The organism is Bradyrhizobium sp. HKCCYLS2038, assembly GCF_051167655.1.
Lineage (GTDB): Bacteria > Pseudomonadota > Alphaproteobacteria > Rhizobiales > Xanthobacteraceae > Bradyrhizobium.
On record NZ_JBNPTM010000005.1, the window covers coordinates 457,895 to 474,230 of the forward strand.

General features: G+C 66.3%; 15 protein-coding genes. 11 read left to right on the forward strand and 4 right to left on the reverse strand.

The features are described from left to right. The first annotated feature begins 182 nt into the window (after positions 1-182). A complete protein-coding gene (locus ACQR1I_RS23950) occupies positions 183-1,253 on the forward strand; it encodes a glycosyltransferase family 4 protein (protein ID WP_434868157.1) in 1,071 nt (356 codons plus the stop codon). An 80-nt stretch (positions 1,254-1,333) separates the two neighbouring features. Here the strand turns inward: ACQR1I_RS23950 and ACQR1I_RS23955 are convergent, their stop codons facing one another. The 3 genes from ACQR1I_RS23955 to bioB form a co-directional block, all read right to left on the reverse strand. Beyond that, a complete protein-coding gene (locus ACQR1I_RS23955) occupies positions 1,334-2,539 on the reverse strand; it encodes a diguanylate cyclase domain-containing protein (RefSeq protein WP_434868156.1) in 1,206 nt (401 codons plus the stop codon). Positions 2,540-2,701: 162 nt separating this feature from the next. Continuing rightward, positions 2,702-4,567 carry an alkyl/aryl-sulfatase gene (locus ACQR1I_RS23960; RefSeq protein WP_434868444.1) on the reverse strand — a complete coding sequence of 622 codons (1,866 nt, stop codon included), beginning with the start codon at positions 4,565-4,567 and terminating at the stop codon, positions 2,702-2,704. Between the two features lie 181 nt (positions 4,568-4,748). Further along, a complete protein-coding gene (gene bioB / locus ACQR1I_RS23965) occupies positions 4,749-5,798 on the reverse strand; it encodes a biotin synthase BioB (RefSeq protein WP_434868155.1) in 1,050 nt (349 codons plus the stop codon). 115 nt (positions 5,799-5,913) lie between these two features. On the opposite strand from bioB, the gene ACQR1I_RS23970 reads away from it, so the two are divergent. From ACQR1I_RS23970 to soxA, 9 genes are all read left to right on the forward strand, one after another. Continuing rightward, the gene (locus ACQR1I_RS23970) at positions 5,914-6,546 is read left to right on the forward strand and encodes a GntR family transcriptional regulator (RefSeq protein WP_434868154.1); all 633 of its coding nucleotides are present in this window, start codon (positions 5,914-5,916) and stop codon (positions 6,544-6,546) included. Positions 6,547-6,995: 449 nt separating this feature from the next. Then, positions 6,996-8,396: an MFS transporter gene (locus ACQR1I_RS23975; protein ID WP_434868153.1), complete on the forward strand. Its 1,401-nt coding sequence runs from the start codon at positions 6,996-6,998 to the stop codon at positions 8,394-8,396. A gap of 138 nt (positions 8,397-8,534) precedes the next feature. Continuing rightward, positions 8,535-8,984: a (2Fe-2S)-binding protein gene (locus ACQR1I_RS23980; RefSeq protein WP_434868152.1), complete on the forward strand. Its 450-nt coding sequence runs from the start codon at positions 8,535-8,537 to the stop codon at positions 8,982-8,984. Between the two features lie 10 nt (positions 8,985-8,994). Next, the gene (locus ACQR1I_RS23985; protein WP_434868151.1) at positions 8,995-11,178 is read left to right on the forward strand and encodes a molybdopterin cofactor-binding domain-containing protein; all 2,184 of its coding nucleotides are present in this window, start codon (positions 8,995-8,997) and stop codon (positions 11,176-11,178) included. A 55-nt stretch (positions 11,179-11,233) separates the two neighbouring features. Beyond that, positions 11,234-12,511 (forward strand): FCSD flavin-binding domain-containing protein, encoded by a 1,278-nt coding sequence (locus tag ACQR1I_RS23990; RefSeq protein WP_434868443.1) that lies wholly within the window; start codon positions 11,234-11,236, stop codon positions 12,509-12,511. After that, positions 12,495-12,941 (forward strand): sulfur oxidation c-type cytochrome SoxX, encoded by a 447-nt coding sequence (gene soxX, locus ACQR1I_RS23995; RefSeq protein ID WP_434868150.1) that lies wholly within the window; start codon positions 12,495-12,497, stop codon positions 12,939-12,941. The genes ACQR1I_RS23990 and soxX overlap by 17 nt, the downstream gene beginning before the upstream one ends. Positions 12,942-12,947: 6 nt before the next feature. Continuing rightward, positions 12,948-13,436 carry a SoxY-related AACIE arm protein gene (locus ACQR1I_RS24000; RefSeq protein WP_434868149.1) on the forward strand — a complete coding sequence of 163 codons (489 nt, stop codon included), beginning with the start codon at positions 12,948-12,950 and terminating at the stop codon, positions 13,434-13,436. After that, complete coding sequence (soxZ, locus tag ACQR1I_RS24005) at positions 13,436-13,756, forward strand: thiosulfate oxidation carrier complex protein SoxZ (protein WP_434868148.1); 321 nt, start codon at positions 13,436-13,438, stop codon at positions 13,754-13,756. Before ACQR1I_RS24000 ends, soxZ begins: the two co-directional genes overlap by 1 nt. Continuing rightward, the gene (gene soxA / locus ACQR1I_RS24010) at positions 13,753-14,532 is read left to right on the forward strand and encodes a sulfur oxidation c-type cytochrome SoxA (RefSeq protein ID WP_434868147.1); all 780 of its coding nucleotides are present in this window, start codon (positions 13,753-13,755) and stop codon (positions 14,530-14,532) included. Before soxZ ends, soxA begins: the two co-directional genes overlap by 4 nt. Before the next feature lie 223 nt (positions 14,533-14,755). On the opposite strand, the gene ACQR1I_RS24015 is transcribed toward soxA, so the two are convergent. Continuing rightward, positions 14,756-15,715, reverse strand: coding sequence for a LysR family transcriptional regulator (locus ACQR1I_RS24015; protein WP_434868146.1), 960 nt, complete (start codon positions 15,713-15,715; stop codon positions 14,756-14,758). Positions 15,716-15,816: 101 nt separating this feature from the next. Between ACQR1I_RS24015 and ACQR1I_RS24020 the strand changes: the two genes are divergently transcribed. Then, the gene (locus ACQR1I_RS24020) at positions 15,817-16,248 is read left to right on the forward strand and encodes a DoxX family protein (protein WP_434868145.1); all 432 of its coding nucleotides are present in this window, start codon (positions 15,817-15,819) and stop codon (positions 16,246-16,248) included. The last annotated feature ends 88 nt before the right edge of the window (positions 16,249-16,336 follow it).

A 16,336-nucleotide genomic window follows, 5' to 3' on the forward strand; every position in this document is an offset into this window, starting at 1 on the left:
ACGGTGGCGCGGTCAAAGCGTTGGAAAGCCGGATGGCATCAATGAGGTCGGAGGGAACACGTTACGTCGAATAAAGAGTGATCGCGCGAGGGGAACTTCACAGATGCACCGCACGTTCCCGCTCCTTGGCAGTGCCGGTGCCATGGGGGCTTCACTCATGATCACGAAGAGGAGACGGTGAGATGCGCATCGCGCAGGTTGCTCCATTGACGGAGGCCGTGCCTCCGAAGCTGTATGGCGGCACGGAACGGGTCGTTCATTGGTTGACCGAAGAACTCGTTGCTCTCGGGCACGACGTCACCCTGTTCGCCAGCGGCGATTCGCAGACGTCGGCGAAGCTGTCTCCGACCTGGCCGAGAGCGTTGCGCCTCGACGGCTCCGTGAGAGATCCGAACGCGCTCCACATGGTGATGCTGGAAGGCGTCCGGCAGCGATGCGACGAGGAAGAGTTCGACATCCTGCACTTCCATCTCGACTACTATCCGTTCTCGCTGTTTCACCGGCAGCCGACGCCGTTCCTGACCACGCTGCACGGCAGGCTGGACCTTCCCGAGCATCAGCCGGTGTTCTCCGTCTTCAAGGATGTTCCGGTCGTTTCGATCTCGGACGCGCAGCGCCGTCCGGTGCCGAACGCGAACTGGGTCCGCACCGTCCTGCATGGATTGCCGGAAAAGCTGCTGACGCCGAAGCCGGTCACGCCGAGCTACCTGGCGGTGCTCGGACGGATCGCACCGGAAAAGGGCGTCGATCGCGCCATCAAGATCGCGATGCGCTGTGGAATCCCGCTGAAGATCGCCGCCAAGGTCGATCGCGCCGACCAGGACTACTACGACCAGCAGATCCAGCCGCTGATCAAGGGCAATCCGCTGGTCGATTTCATCGGCGAGATCGGCGACCATGAAAAGCCGGAGTTCCTGTCCGGCGCTCTCGGCCTGCTGCTGCCGATCGACTGGCCCGAGCCGTTTGGCCTGGTCATGATCGAGTCGATGGCCTGCGGCACGCCGGTCATCGCGTATAATCGTGGCTCGGTTCCCGAGGTGATCGACGACGGTGTCACAGGCTTCATCGTTGAGGATGAGCTCAGCGCGGTCGCGGCCGTGAACCGCCTGCACCATGTCAGCCGCGCCGGTGTGCGCGCGCGCTTCGAGCAGCGTTTCACGGCACGGCGCATGGCGCTGGATTATCTCGCCGCCTATCGCAGCCTGATCGCACTGGCCGAGCCGCGCATCAGGCTGGTGAGCAGCGCCGAATAGACGATGACGTCGCACCATTGCGAGGGCTGGCCCGCCGCGGCCCTCGCATCCACGACGTCGACAGGCGAGCTTCCGAAGCCTCAGGCCGCAGAAGCAACCGGGGACATCGCCCCCTCGTTCGGCCACCCCGAACGCTGCGTCATGACGTCTGGCGTTTCGGTCTCCCGAGCCTCAGCGAAGACGAACCCGCCGCGGGCGGCCTTGGCCTGATAGAGCGCCCGGTCCGCACGCGACAGCAGCGTCTCGGCGCTCGCCGCCTGATCGTCCGACAGCGCCGCGCCGACACTGACGCCGACGACGATGTCATGGCCCTCGATGTGATAGGGCGCCGCGACGACGTCCACAATGCGCTGCGCGAGGGATTTCGCGGCGTGTCGGGAGCGCAGCGACGTGTCGACCAGGATGAATTCGTCGCCGCCCATCCGCACGACCAATCCGCCCGGAGCCACCAGCGAGGTCAGCCGCGCAGCGACCTGCTTGAGCAGCGCATCGCCGACCGGGTGGCCGAAGCGGTCGTTGGCCGCCTTGAAATGATCGAGATCGATGGCGTAGATCGCGACCATCGCGCGGCTGCGGTCGGCGATCAGAGCCGGCAGATCCGATGCCAGCGCTGACCGGTTGTGCACCTCCGTCAACGGATCAATGCGCGACAGCCGCTCGAACTGCTCCCTGAGATGGATCTGCCCCACCGACGATTTGTGGCTCAGCCGCAGCAGCTCGAATCCAGCCAGCAGAAAGATGATCATCACGAGCGCAAGCCCGAGATGCGGCAGATCGTGCTGCATCAACGCGACCGTGACGGCGGGAAGACTCAACAGGCTCAACGCAGCAACGGCGAGCTGGGGAAGCAGCGCCAGGCGAGAGACGAGACTGGCGCCGAAGCCGAAGCCGAAGCTGAGCGCCAGGGTCGAACAGGTCTGATCCTGGAGCTGCAGACTGCGCGCAGCCATCAAGCCCAGCAGCAGCGAAAGGATGAGGGTGGAGATCGCACATGGTCGTCGCAGCTTCAGGATATCATCCTTGCCGAGAGGCCGCTCACTCGCCATGCGCCGTCGAGAGGCGCGCACGCTGAGCATCCTCGCCATCGTCAGGCAAACGCCGAGAACTCCCAGCACGCCGGTGACCGCGAAATCGCCGGTGTGCCATGCGATGATCCCGCTGGCGATCGCAAGCGAAACCGCCAACAGGATCAACGGCACCAGCGAGCCGTGCAGCGTTTTCACGAGCTCGACATGAACCGCGTCGGAAATTGACGCCGGATCCTTCCCCATCCTCAATAAAAACATGGCGCGTCTCCAAAAAAATCGCGCCCACGGTACGACACAGCCGGTAAAATTACGGCGCGCCTGATCCTTCAAAGTTTAAGGAAAGCGTCTCGCGCGTCCTGAAACCCGGCTGCATGCCTTTGCGATTGATTAACTTCGTTCGCCCTCGCTCCTCTGAGCAGATCAGGTCACCCTGCCCCGCTTCGGCTCGACGATCTCGAACATGCGCGGAAACTCGTCCATCAGCGACATCAGCTCGGCGAGCCGCATCGGGTTGCCGACGAAGGTGATCTTTCCGGCCGCCACCGCCTCCGGAAACGTCGTCGCCTTGGCGATGATCTCGTCCAGCGTGGCGCGCGCCAGCGTGAAGCCGGCGTCGGCCGTGGAGGCCTGCACGCCGACGGCGTAGGTCAGCGCGCAATTCTGCAAGGTCAGCACGAAGCGCTCGCCGGTGTCGGTGAACGACCAGTTCAGCACGATGTGCTTGCCCTCGGCCTTCGGCCCGTTCAGGCGCACGCCGAGCACGTCCCACAATTGCTCGGTGCGCAATGCGGCCAGGGTCTCGCGCGGCATGCCCGGCCGTGCCGGCACCTCCGGCATGCCGTGGCGCAGCTCCTGCGCCCCGAACAGATAGGCGTTGCGCCAGGTCGCGCTCTCCGCGGCATAGCCGAGCTGCTCCAGCGTATCAGCCAGCAGCGCGCGGGCACTGGCGTTGTCGGGATCGGCGAAGACGAGATGACCGACCGCTTGCGCGACGAAGCGAAACTCGCCCTTGGCGTAGTCGTCGCGCGCCCGCGCCAGCAACGCGTCGGCCCCGCCCATGTACGCGACGTATTTCCGGCCGGCGTCGGCCGGCGGCAACGGATCGAGATTGACCGGATTGGCGTCGTACCAGCCGAGATATTTCTGATAGATCGCCTTCACGTTATGCCGGATGTGGCCGTAATAGCCGCGCGCGTGCCAGGCGCCGTCGAGACTCTTCGGCAAGCTGATCTGCTCGGCGATCTCGCTCGCGGTCAGGCCGTGGTTCATCAGCCGCAACGTCTGGTCATGCGCGAATTTGTAGAGGTCGCGCTGCTCGCGGATCATGCCGTCGACGCGGCTGGCGCCCCACACCGGCCAATGGTGCTGGCCGCACATCACCTCGGCCTTGCCGCCCCAGAGCTGCAGCGCCTCGCCGAGATATTTCGACCACGCCAGCGCGTCGCGCACGTCGGCGCCGCGAAACGGCAGCAGATTGTGGAAGTTGTGGGTGCAGTTCTCGGCGAGGTTCAGCAGCCGGTAGCGCGGCACATAGAAATGCATCTCCGCGGGCGCCTCGCTGTTCGGCGCCATCTGGAATTCGAAGCTGAGCCCGTCGATGGTCCTGGTGTCGCCGGTCGCCATGATCAGGTCGGTCGGCCGCAGCAGCGCCACGCCGCCGGCCGCCATGGTCTTGCCGAGACCGCAATCGACATGGCCCTTCGGGCCCTTGGCGAGCAACGGACCGAACTGATATTGCGCCCGGCGCAGCATCGCCGGACCGGCGATGATGTTCTCGGAGACCGCATGCTCGATGAACAGGTTCGGCGCGATCAGCGGCACCTGGCCGCTGGTGACTTCATCTTCGCTGACCACCCCACGAGCGCCGCCCCAGTGATCGGTGTGGGTGTGCGTGAACATGACGGCCGTCACCGGCCTGGTGCCGCGATGCTGATAGTACAATTCGAGAGCGGCGCGCGCGCCCTCGATCGAGGTCAGCGTATCCACGACGATGACGCCGGTGTCGCCCTCGATCAGCGTCATGTTGGCGATGTCGAGCCCGCGCACCTGATAGACGCCGGGCACGACCTCGAACAGGCCGTGATGCATGTTCAGCTTCGCCTGCCGCCACAGGCTCGGGTTCACGGTGTCCGGCGCCTGCTCGGCCTCGAGGAAGCCGTAGGGCGCGAGGCTCCACACGGTACGCCCCTGCGCCGTCGTGACCTTCGCCTGGTCGATGGAGCCGAGAAAGCCGCGCGCCGCGTCATCGAAATCTGCGGTATCGCCGAACGGCAGCGCCGCCAGCATGGCCTGTTGTGCCGCCCTCACGGCCTCCGTGGCGTCCTTCGGCTCCTTGGAGCTGTCAGCATTCACCGGCCCATTCATGGCTTCTGTCCTCCCGCAACGACGCTTTTGACGCGATGCTAATGCGGGGATCAGGCGAGCGCAAATCGGCGGCCGCAGCTCACGCGGCCGCGGCCACTTCCGATCACGCGACGACGGCTCGATCAGCGTCGCCCGCAGCAACTGACGCGTCCGACCGCAGCGACAACGACGACCTCATGCCGAGGCGCGCCAGCAGCTCGGCATCGCGGTCCGCCTGCGGATTGGCCGTGGTCAGCAGCACGTCGCCGATGAAGATGGAATTGGCGCCGGCGAGCAGGCACAGGCTCTGCAACTCGTCGCTCATGTATTGCCGGCCGGCCGACAAGCGCACCACGCTTGCGGGCATCATGATCCTGGCCACTGCGATCAGCCGCACCAGTGCAATTCCGTCTGGCCGATCGGCCGTGTCGTTGACCGGCACGCCCTTGACCTCGTTCCACAGGTTGATCGGCACGCTATCCGGATGCGCCTTGAGATTGGCCAGCAGCACCAGCATGCCGAGACGATCGTCGACCGCCTCGCCCATGCCGATGATGCCGCCGCAGCACACCTTGATGCCGGCGTCGCGGACATGCGCCAGCGTGTCGATGCGATCCTGCAGAGTTCGGGTGCTGATGATGCGGTCGTAGAATTCCGGCGAGGTATCGACGTTGTGATTGTAGAAGTCGAGCCCGGCCTGCTTGAGGCGCACCGCCTGCGGCGGCGTCAGCATGCCCAGCGTGACGCAGGTTTCCAGGCCCAGATCCTTCACCGCGCTGACCATGTCGCAGACCTCGTCGAGATCGCGATCCCTGGGACTGCGCCAGGCGGCCGCCATGCAGAAGCGCTCAGCGCCCGCGTCCCTGGCGCGCTGCGCGGTGGCGACGACCGCGTCGCGGTCCATCAGCTTCGTCGCCTTGAGCCCGGTGTCGTAATGCGCGCTCTGCGAGCAGTAGCCGCAATCCTCCGGGCATCCACCGGTCTTGATGCTGAGCAGGCTCGCCGTCTCCAGCCGCGTCGGATCGAAGTGCCGGCGGTGCACCGACTGGGCCAGGAACATCAGGTCCGGAAATGGCAGCCCGTAAAGGGCTTCGGCTTGGTCCCTGGTCCAATCATGGCGGATTGCGCCGCCCTGCTCGCCCCCATCAGAACACGCACGACCCACACTCACCATGCCGCGACTCCAAATTATAGATTTTCATAGAGTTTATCTATGAAAACTGTATCTCAACACCGTAAAACATGCTCCCTCCTCGCGCAGCAGCTTTTCTAATAGATAATCTATAACCATGCAGGACGAGAATCTCACCACCGCCCATCGCATCGCCGAGGCGATTACCGAGCAGATCGTCAGCGGCGCGCTGGCGCCTGATGCGCCGCTACGGCAGGACCACATCGCGCGCGAGTTCGGCTCCAGCCACGTTCCGGTGCGCGAGGCGTTCCGCCAGCTCGAGGCACTCTATCTGGTGGTCGCTGCGCCCCGGCGCGGCGTGCGGGTGGCACCGCTCGATGCGAAGTCGACCAGGGAAATCGTCGAGATGCGGGTGGCGCTCGAAGTCATTGCGCTGCGCAACGCCGCACCGCGCTACACGCCGGCGCATCTCGCCGCGATCGAGCTGGCATTGATCGAGGCCGACAACGCCGAGACGATCCAGGAGTTCGAGACCGCCAACCGCGCCTTCCACCGCGCCCTCGTCACGCCCTGCGCGATGCCGCGCCTGCTTTCGAGCCTCGACGGCTTGCGGCTCGCCAATTCGCGCCTGGTCCTCGCCATGGCCCGCAACGCCGGCTGGCGTCCGCGCACCAACCAGGATCACCGCCTGATCCTGCAGGCGTTGCGTGAACGGCAGATCGGACATGCCTGCGAGCTGCTGACCAGGCATAACCAGACGATCGAGCGGCTGGCCCGGCTGGGCTTGTAGTTGGCCATAGCTTGATGTGCGCGAACCGTTCTGATGTCCGCACACGTAAAGGTCGTCTAAGACTCCACGCCTCACTTGGCTCAAGGGGTTCTCTCGGCTTGATACCGCGCTCCCTCCCCACGTCGTTCCGGGGCGCGCGCAGCGCGAGCCCGGAATCCATACCCACAGGAGAGGGTGTGAGGCACATACGTCATGGGCATCTCGCGACACACCTCTCCCTGTGGCTATGGATTCCGGGCTCGCGCTGCGCGCGCCCCGGAATGACGGAGCAAGACAGCCGTAGCGCGCAAGGCGGAGAGACCGGAGCTGCGGCCATGTCGATCATCATCCATAGCCGGTTGCCGTCTCGCGGCCTTCGCGCATAAGCCCATGCGCCCATGAAGGCTGGGGTCCTCCTCCGCTCCCGTGTACATGCTCATCGGAGCGGCACCCGCCAACCGAAGGTCCTCATGTCCAACCGCCATCACGCTTCGAAGCTCGCCGGCGACGGCTCCGAGGACGGCCTGGCGCCGGGCCGGCGGCCCTGGGCGGTCGCGGCGATCTTCACTGCGCTGGCGATGGCCTCGCTCGATGTCGCGATCGCCAACATCGCACTGCCGGCGATCTCGGCGGATCTCCACGTCTCTCCGGCCGAGGTGGTCTGGGTGGTCAACATCTACCAGATCGCGCTGGTGGCGACCTTGCTGCCGCTCGGCGCGCTCGGCGAGATCGTCGGCCACCAGCGCATTTATCTCGGCGGCCTCTTGCTGTTCACGCTGGCGTCGGTCGGCTGCGCGCTGGCCTGGTCGCTGCCGACCCTGGTGATCGCGCGCTTGCTGCAGGGACTCGGCGCCAGCGGCATCATGAGCGTCAACACCGCGCTGGTGCGCTACGTCTATCCCGGAAAGATGCTGGGCCGCGGCCTCGGCCACAACGCGCTGGTCGTCGGCATCTCCTTCACCTTCGGTCCGACCGTTGCGTCCGCCATTCTCTCGCTCGGCTCGTGGCCGTGGCTGTTTGCCATCAACCTGCCGTTCGGCCTGATCGCAATCGCCATCGGCATGAAGATGCTGCCATCAACGCCGCGCGCCGACCACGGCTTCGACTTCCTCGGCGCCGGCCTCGCCGCCTTGTGCCTCGGGCTGTTCATCACCGGCATCGGCAGCGCCGCGCATGGTGCAACGCCGGCCATGGTCGCTGCCGAGCTCGCAGGCGCACTCATCCTCGGCATCATCCTGACGCGACGCCAGGCCGACCACCCCGCGCCGATGCTGCCGATCGACCTGTTCCGCCGCGGCGTCTTTGCGCTGTCGGCAGCGACCGCGGTGTGCTCCTTCTCGGTCCAGGGCCTCGGCTTCGTGTCGCTGCCGTTCTACTTCGAGGACATTCTGCAGCGCTCGCAGGTCGAGACCGGGTTCTTCATGACACCGTGGCCGCTCGCAGTGACGATCATGGCGCCGATCGCCGGACGGCTGTCGGATCGCTTTCCCGCCGGCCTGCTCGGCGGCATTGGGCTCGTCATGCTCGGGACCGGCATGGCGCTGCTCGCGACGCTGCCGGACGATCCGAGCATCGCCAACATCGTCTGGCGTATGCTGATCTGCGGCATCGGGTTCGGCTTCTTCCAGGCGCCGAACATGAAGGCCATCATGTCGAGCGCTCCGCCGCATCGCAGCGGCGGCGCCAGCGGCATCGTCGCGACGGCGCGGCTGACCGGACAGACCACGGGTGCGGCGCTGGCCGCGCTGTGCTTCAGCCTCGCGGGACGCGAAGGTGCGACTCTCGCTCTTGCGCTCGGCGCGGGTTTCGCCGTGCTCGGCAGCGTGATGAGTTTCCTGCGGCTTGCGGTTGCACCACCGCGCGGATCCTGAGCGCCAGCAACAAACAACACCGGCTCATCACGAATCTTCCGCGCCGCAAACGCATATTCTTGATTTGAAGGATTCCAACGTTCGCGCCACAGTGCGCCCCGCAGTTCAACTGGTGAGTTGAACGAACGGGGATCTGCGATGGCAAACCTGACGATTAACGGCAAAGTTTATACTCTCGACGTCGAGCCCGACACGCCGCTGCTGTGGGCGATCCGCGAGAACGCTGGTTTGACCGGCACCAAATATGGTTGCGGCATTGCACAATGCGGCGCCTGCACCGTGCATCTCGACGGCACCGCCGTGCGCTCCTGCGGCATCACCGTCTCCGAGGCGGTGGGCAAGCAGATCACCACCATCGAGGGGCTCGCGAGCGGCAACGGCCTGCACAAGGTGCAGCAGGCCTGGCTCGAGAACGACGTGCCGCAATGCGGCTATTGCCAGAGCGGGATGATCATGGCCGTCGCCGCGCTGCTCAAGGACAATCCGAAGCCGAGCGACCAGGACATCAACGACGCCATCACCAACATCTGCCGCTGTGGAACCTTCGCGCAGGTGCGCGAGGCGATCCACGCCGCCGCCAACGCCTGAGGAGGACGGCATGAACCAGCAGATAACGCCGCGCCTCAACCGCCGGTCCTTCGTCGTCGGCGCCGCCGCGCTGGGCGGCGGCCTCGCACTCGGCCTCGACATTCCCTTCGGCGGCCCTCAGGTGGTGCGCGCCGCGGATGGCTCGCCCGAGGTCAACGCCTGGGTCGTGATCCGGCCCGACGACACCGTGGTGATCCGCATCGCCCGCTCCGAGATGGGCCAGGGCTCGCTGACCGGTCTCGCTCAGCTCGTCGCCGAGGAGCTCGCCTGCGACTGGAGCAAGGTGACAACCGAATATCCGACGCCGGGCCAGAACGTCGCGCGCAAGCGCGTGTGGGGTGATTTCTCCACCGGCGGCAGCCGCGGCATCCGCGCGTCGCACGACTATGTTCGCAAGGGCGGCGCTGCCGCACGCATGATGCTGATCCAGGCCGCCGCCGACGAGTGGAAGGTGCCGGCCGCCGAATGCACCGCTGCCAACAGCGTCATCACGCACAAGGCCTCGGGCAAGACCACCACCTACGGCAAGGTCGCGGAGGCCGCGGCAAAGCTGACGCCACCGGCGGACGTCAAGCTGAAGGATCCGAAGGACTGGACGCTGATCGGCAAGGGCGTCAAGCGGCTCGACACCGCCGACAAGGTCAACGGCGCGATGATCTACGGCGCCGACATGAAGCTGCCCAACATGCTCAACGCCGCAATCAAGGACTGTCCGGTCACCGGCGGCAAGCTGAAGAGCTATGACGAGGCCAAGATCGCCGGCATGAAGGGCGTCAAGAAGGTGGTGGCGGTCGACGGCACGGCCGTGGCCGTCGTCGCCGACACCTGGTGGCACGCCAAGATCGCGCTCGACGCGCTGCCGATCGTGTGGGACGAAGGCGACAACGCCAAGGTGTCCTCGGCGTCGATCAACAAATGGCTCGCGGAAGGGCTGGAGTCCGGCCCCGCTTTCGTCGGCAATGAGAATGGCGACGCCAAGGCTGCGCTGGCGAGCGCGGTGAAGAAGGTCGAGGCCGTCTACAATTATCCCTATCAGAACCACGCCACCATGGAGCCGATGAACGCGACCGCGCTCTACACGGCGGATCGCTGCGAAGTGTGGTGCGGCACGCAGAATGGCGAGGCGGCGTTCGCCGCGGTGCTGGAGGCCTCAGGACTTCCGGCCGACAAATGCGAGGTGCACAAGCTGATCCTCGGCGGCGGCTTCGGCCGGCGCGGCCAGACCGACTATGTCCGCCAGGCGGTGAAGATCGCCAAGGAGATGCCGGGCACGCCGGTCAAGCTGATCTGGTCGCGCGAGGAGGACATGACGCATGGCCGCTATCACCCGATCACGCAGTGCAAGCTGACCGGCGGCTTCGACGCCGACAACAACCTGACCGCGCTGCACATGCGCATCTCCGGCCAGTCGATCCTGTTCAGCCTGCGGCCCGACGCGCTGGTCAACGGCAAGGACCCCGCGACCTTCCAGGGGTTGGCATCATCAGGCGAGGCGACGATCGGCTATTCCGTGCCGAACCTGCTGATCGAGCATTCGATGCGCAACCCGCACATCAATCCGGGCTTCTGGCGCGGCGTCAACGTGAACCAGAACGCGATCTATCTCGAATGCTTCATGGACGAGCTCGCCAACGCCGCCGGCCAGGACCCGCTGGAGTTCCGCCGCAAGCTGATGGCTAAGAACCCCAAGCATCTCGCGGTGCTGAATGCGGTCGCCGAGAAGATCGGCTGGAGCACGCCGGCGCCGCAGGGCGTCTATCGCGGGCTGGCCCAGCTGCACGGCTACGGCAGCTACGTCGCGGGCGCGGCCGAGATCTCGGTGATCGACGGCACCAAGATCAAGGTTCACCGCATCGTCGCCTCGACCGATCCGGGCTATGTCGTGAATCCGGCGCAGGTCGAGCGGCAGATCGCAGGCTCCTTCGTCTACGGCCTGTCGGCGCTGTTCTATGGCGGCTGCACGGTGAAGGACGGCCGCATCGAGCAGACCAATTTCGACACCTACAACTCGATGCGCATCGCCGAGATGCCGAAGGTGGAAGCGGTCATGGTTCCCAGCGGCGGCTTCTGGGGCGGCGTCGGCGAGCCGACGATCGGCGTCGCAGCTCCTGCGGTGCTGAATGCTTATTTCGCCGCCACCGGCAAACGCATCCGCTCGGTGCCGCTGCGCGACCAGAACATCACCTTCGCATGACAGGCGTGGCGGCGGCCGTTGGGAACAATGGCCGCCGCGATGCTATTCTGAAATGATGAGAATGTCCCGACAGCGCACGCGCAGAGAGGTCGGCGGCCTGATCGCGGCAAGCGTTGCGATGATCGCCGCGCCCGCCGTGCTGCGCGCGCAGACGGCGGCGCGAATCGTCGTAATCGGCGGCGGCTTTGGCGGCGCCAGTTGCGCCCGCGCGCTGCATCAGGCCGACCGCAAGCTCGACGTCACGCTGGTCGAGGCCAACAGGACATTCACCTCATGTCCCCTCAGCAACGAGGTCATCGCCGGGCTGCGTGACATCAGTGCCCAGCAATTCAGCTACGACAGGATCGCGGCCGAGGGCGTGCGCGTCGTGTTGCAAGCCGCCACGGCGATCGATGCACAGGCGCACAAGGTGACGCTCGCCGACGGTACGACGCTGGCCTATGACCGCCTCGTGCTGGCGCCGGGCATCGACATCGATTTCCAGGCCTTGCAAGGCTACGACGAAGCGGCGTCTCAGCTGATGCCGCACGCCTACAAGGCCGGCGAGCAGACGCTGCTGCTGCGACAACAGATCGAGGCGATGCCGGATGGCGGCACGGTCGCCATCGCGGTGCCCGCCAATCCCTCGCGCTGCCCGCCGGCGCCTTACGAGCGCGCCAGCCTGATCGCGCATTATTTGAAGGCACACAAGCCGAAGTCGAAGGTGCTGATCCTCGACGCCAAGGATAGCTTCTCGCAACAAAAGCTGTTCGAGCAGGCGTGGCAACGGCTCTACCCGGGCATGATCGAGCGCATTCCCTTGTCGCAAGGCGGCCGCGTCACCGGCGTCGACGTTGGCACGCGTACCGTGGTCACCGAGTTCGGCAACTACAATCCCGATGTCGCCAACGTCATCCCGCCGCAGAAGGCCGGCCGCATCGCCGTGATCGCCGGCGCCGTCGACCGCACCGGCTGGTGCCCGGTCGACGCTTCGACCTTCGCCTCGAAGCTCATACCGGACGTCCACGTCATCGGCGACGCCTGCCTCGGCGGCGGCATCCCGAAATCGGCCGGCGCCGCACAGGCGCAGGGCAAGGCCTGTGCGGCCGTGATCGCGCGCGACCTGATCGCACGGCGGTCCGAGCCGCCGCCGCTGACCGGCATCTGCTACAGCCTCGTCGCGCCGGACTACGCGTTCTCGCTGTCGGGCGTCTATCAACCCAAAGGGGATCTGTTCGCCGAAGTCGAGGGCGGTAAGACAAGCCCGATCGACGCCCCGCAGGCTACACGCGCCGCCGAGGCGGAGGCTGCGGCGAGCTGGTTCAAGGCGCTGACCCATGACGCCTTCGGCTAGCCGGCTCATCGCCGTCATCCTTGCCGCCCTTCCCGCCGCTGCGGCCGCGCAGGAGCTGAAGACGTACGCGATCAGCGGCGACGGCATCCCGGACTCGCTCACCGGTCAGCCCGGCGATGCCGCGCGCGGCCGCACACTGCTGCTCGCGCGCAGCTCGACCTGCATCCTCTGCCACTCCGGCCCGTTCCCCGAAGTGCGCTTCCAGGGCGACCTCGCGCCGAGCCTCGCCGGCGCGGGTGGCCGTTCCACCGCTGCGCAGTTGCGGCTGCGGCTGGTCGATGCCTCCAGGATCAATCCGGCGACGATCATGCCGTCCTACTATCGGGTCGACGGCCTGACACGCGTCGGTTCCGCCTGGCGCGACAAGCCGATCCTGTCGTCGCAGCAGATCGAAGACATCGTCGCCTATCTCGCGACTTTGCGCGAGTGAGCCCACATGAGCCGCATGACCGACCCGCTCTCTCTGTCCCGCCGCCATCTATTGCAACTGGCCGGAACGGCCGCGGCAGCCAGCGCGCTGCCGCTGATCACCGTTCGCCCGGCGCGGGCGACGCCGGCGATGCTGTCGGCCGCCATCCGCAACGTCGTCGGCGACGCCAAGGTGAGCGTCGGCAAGGTCCGGCTCGACATTCCGCCGCTGGTCGAGAACGGCAACACCGTGCCGATGACCGTCAGCGTCGATCACCCGATGACGCCCGACAGCTACGTCAGGAGCATCCACGTCTTCAACGAGAAGAACCCGCAGCCCAACGTCGCCAACTTCCATCTGACGCCGGGCGCCGGCCGCGCCCAAGTCGCGACGCGGATCCGGCTCGCCGATACGCAAAAGGTGGTCGCGATCGCAAAACTCTCCGACGGCTCGTTCTGGTCGGCGACCGTCGACATCATCGTGACCTTGGCCGCCTGCACCGAGGAGATGCCGTGATGGCTGCAGCCCTCGTCAACGTGCCGCCGAAGGCCAAGCGCGGCGCGGTCATCGAGATCAAGACGCTGATGAGTCACGTCATGGAGACGGGCTATCGCCACACCGCGGCCGGCGAGGTGGTGCCGCGCGACATCATCACCAGCTTCAGCTGCAGGTTCAACGGCACCGAGATCTTCCGCGCCGACCTGTTCCCTGCGATCGCCGCCAACCCGTATCTGTCGTTCTTCACCACGGCCAGCGAGAGCGGCCGCTTCGAGTTCGAATGGATCGGCGACAACGGCTTTGTCGCCAACGCGTCGGCAGCGATCACGGTCGAATGATGCGGCGCGCCTGGCTCGCTGTGATGGCTCTGCTCGGCGCCGCGCTGCCTGTGCTGGCCGGAGAGATTGCCGAGTCCGAGCGCCGCTCCGGCTCCACGTTCATGTCGGCCGACACCAAGGCGATGCAGGACGACGACACCGCCAATCCCGCGATGCTGTCGGTGCTCGACGGCGAGACGCTGTGGACGACGAAGGCCGGCGCAGCGAACAAATCATGCAACGACTGCCATGGCGCGGCGGACGTCAGCATGAAGGGTGTGGCGACGCGTTATCCGGCCTTCGATGCCGCGAGCGCCGCCCCCGTCGATCTCGGCCAGCGCGTCAATCTCTGCCGCAAGCAGCACCAGAACGCCGAGCCGTTCGCACCGGAGAGCCGCGAGCTGCTGGCGCTGACGGCGCTGATCGCCAAGCAGTCGCGCGGCATGCCGATCACCACCGGCGACGATCCGCGGCTCGCGCCGTTCGTGGCGCGCGGACGCGCGCTGTTCACGCAACGGCAGGGCCAGCTCAATCTCGCCTGCAGCACTTGCCACGACGACAATTGGGACAAGCACCTCGCCGGCTCCGCGATCACGCAGGGGCAGCCCACGGGCTATCCGATCTACCGTCTGGAATGGCAGGGCATGGGCTCGCTGCAACGCCGCCTCCGCGGCTGCATGACCGGCATCCGCGCGCAGGCGTTCGACTTCGACGCACCCGACATGATCGCGCTGGAGCTGTACCTGATGTCCCGCGCGCGAGGGATGGCGCTGGAGGCACCGGCCGTGCGGCCGTGAGGATCAATCGGCGTTGCGGCGCAGGTGCACCTCGCCCCGCTCGCGGCAGGTCAATCACATATGAACATTTGGGGCTCTCGCGGCGTTCACCCCTCGCAGTTAGTTACTCCGTCATGCCCGGGCTTGACCCGGGCATCCACGTCTTTCTTTCCCGAACAACGACGTGGATGGCCGGGTCAAGCCCGGCCATGACGGCGGAGAGATCTTCGGCCACCCGAGATCCTCACGCCCCCGCCTTGCGTCCCTTCCCTGTGCCGGCCGAGATCGCGTCGATTGCCGCCGCGGGCCCCTCCGAGGCTTGCTTCATCAGTGGGTCGGCGGCGATGAAGTCGATGAAGGTGCGCACCTTGGCAGAGAGATATTTGCGGCTCGGATAGACGGCCAGCAGCGGCACCCGGATCGTCATGGCCTCCGGCAGCACCGTTTCGAGCCGTCCGGCTGCGAGGTCATCGGCCATCAGCCAGCGCGGCAGCACCGCCATGCCCATGCCGGCGACGGCGGCATGGTGCAGCAGGGTCTCGTTGCCGCTGATCAGCACGTCCCGGAGCGCCAGGGTCACCTCGCCCTCCGGGCCGGGCAACGTGAGCGCCTTGGCGAGAAACAGCGCATATCTCAGGAACGCATGGCCTTCGAGCTCGCGCAGCGTCGCCGGCCGTCCGGCCGTCGCGAGATAGCTCGGGGCAGCCACCAGCTGCATCAGGATCGGCGGCAGCGGACGCGCGATCAGCCCGTCGCCCGGCGTCGGCGACACGCGCAGCGCCAGATCGAAACCCTCCTCGACGAGGTTCACCAGCCGGCCGCTGAGATCGAGATCGAGCACGACATCAGGATGCCGCGCGCGGTAGGCCGCGAGCACGCCGGCAAACAGCGGATTGGCGAACCAGACGGGCGCGCTGACCTTCAGGGTGCCGCGCGGGATCACCGTGGCCCTGCTGACGACCGCCTCGGCCTCGTCGAGCTGATCGAGCATCGGACGCACCTGGTCGAAATAGACCTGGCCCGCCTCGGTCAGGCCGACGCGCCGGCTGGTGCGATTGAGCAGCCGGGTCGACAGCCGCTGCTCCAGCTGCATGACGTGCTTCGAGGCCATCGCCGGCGACATGTTCAGGCGGTCTGCCGCCGCGACGAAGCTCTTGAGCTCGGCGACCTGGCAGAACACCCGAATACTGACCAGCGTATCCATCATCAACCCAGGGGAAATAATACTTCAACAACGAGCATAATGATCAAACTGGAAGAAATCATCAATGTCTTGGCACGATTTTCAACCTTGGAGACCCCTCGATGTCCGCGACCACGACCAACGACCTCCCGCTGCAGCCCTCCCTCGCGCTGCGCATCGGCCTCTGGACCGCCCAGGTGCTCGTGTTTGCCCTGTTCACCTTCTCCGGCGTGATGAAGACGTTCACGCCAATCCACGATCTCGCGCAGATGATGCCGTGGGCCGGCGAGTATTCGGTCACCTTCGTGCGCACGATCGGCCTGATCGACATGGCGGGCGGCCTCGGCATCCTCTTGCCGTCGCTGACCCGGATCATGCCGCGCCTGACCGTCCTCGCGGCGCTCGGCTGCGCCACGCTGCAGGTGTTCGCCTTCGTGTTTCACATCTCGCGCGGCGAAGGCGCGGTGACGCCGCTCAACATCGTGATGCTGGCGCTGTCACTGTTCGTGCTGTGGGGCCGCAACGGCAAGGCGCCGGTCGCGCCGCGCGGTTGAGCCGGCGGCCGCCTAACGACGTCATTCCGGCGCAAGGCCGACAGGCCTCCCCCGGAATGACGACGCGTCAGATGGCGTGATGCGGTCG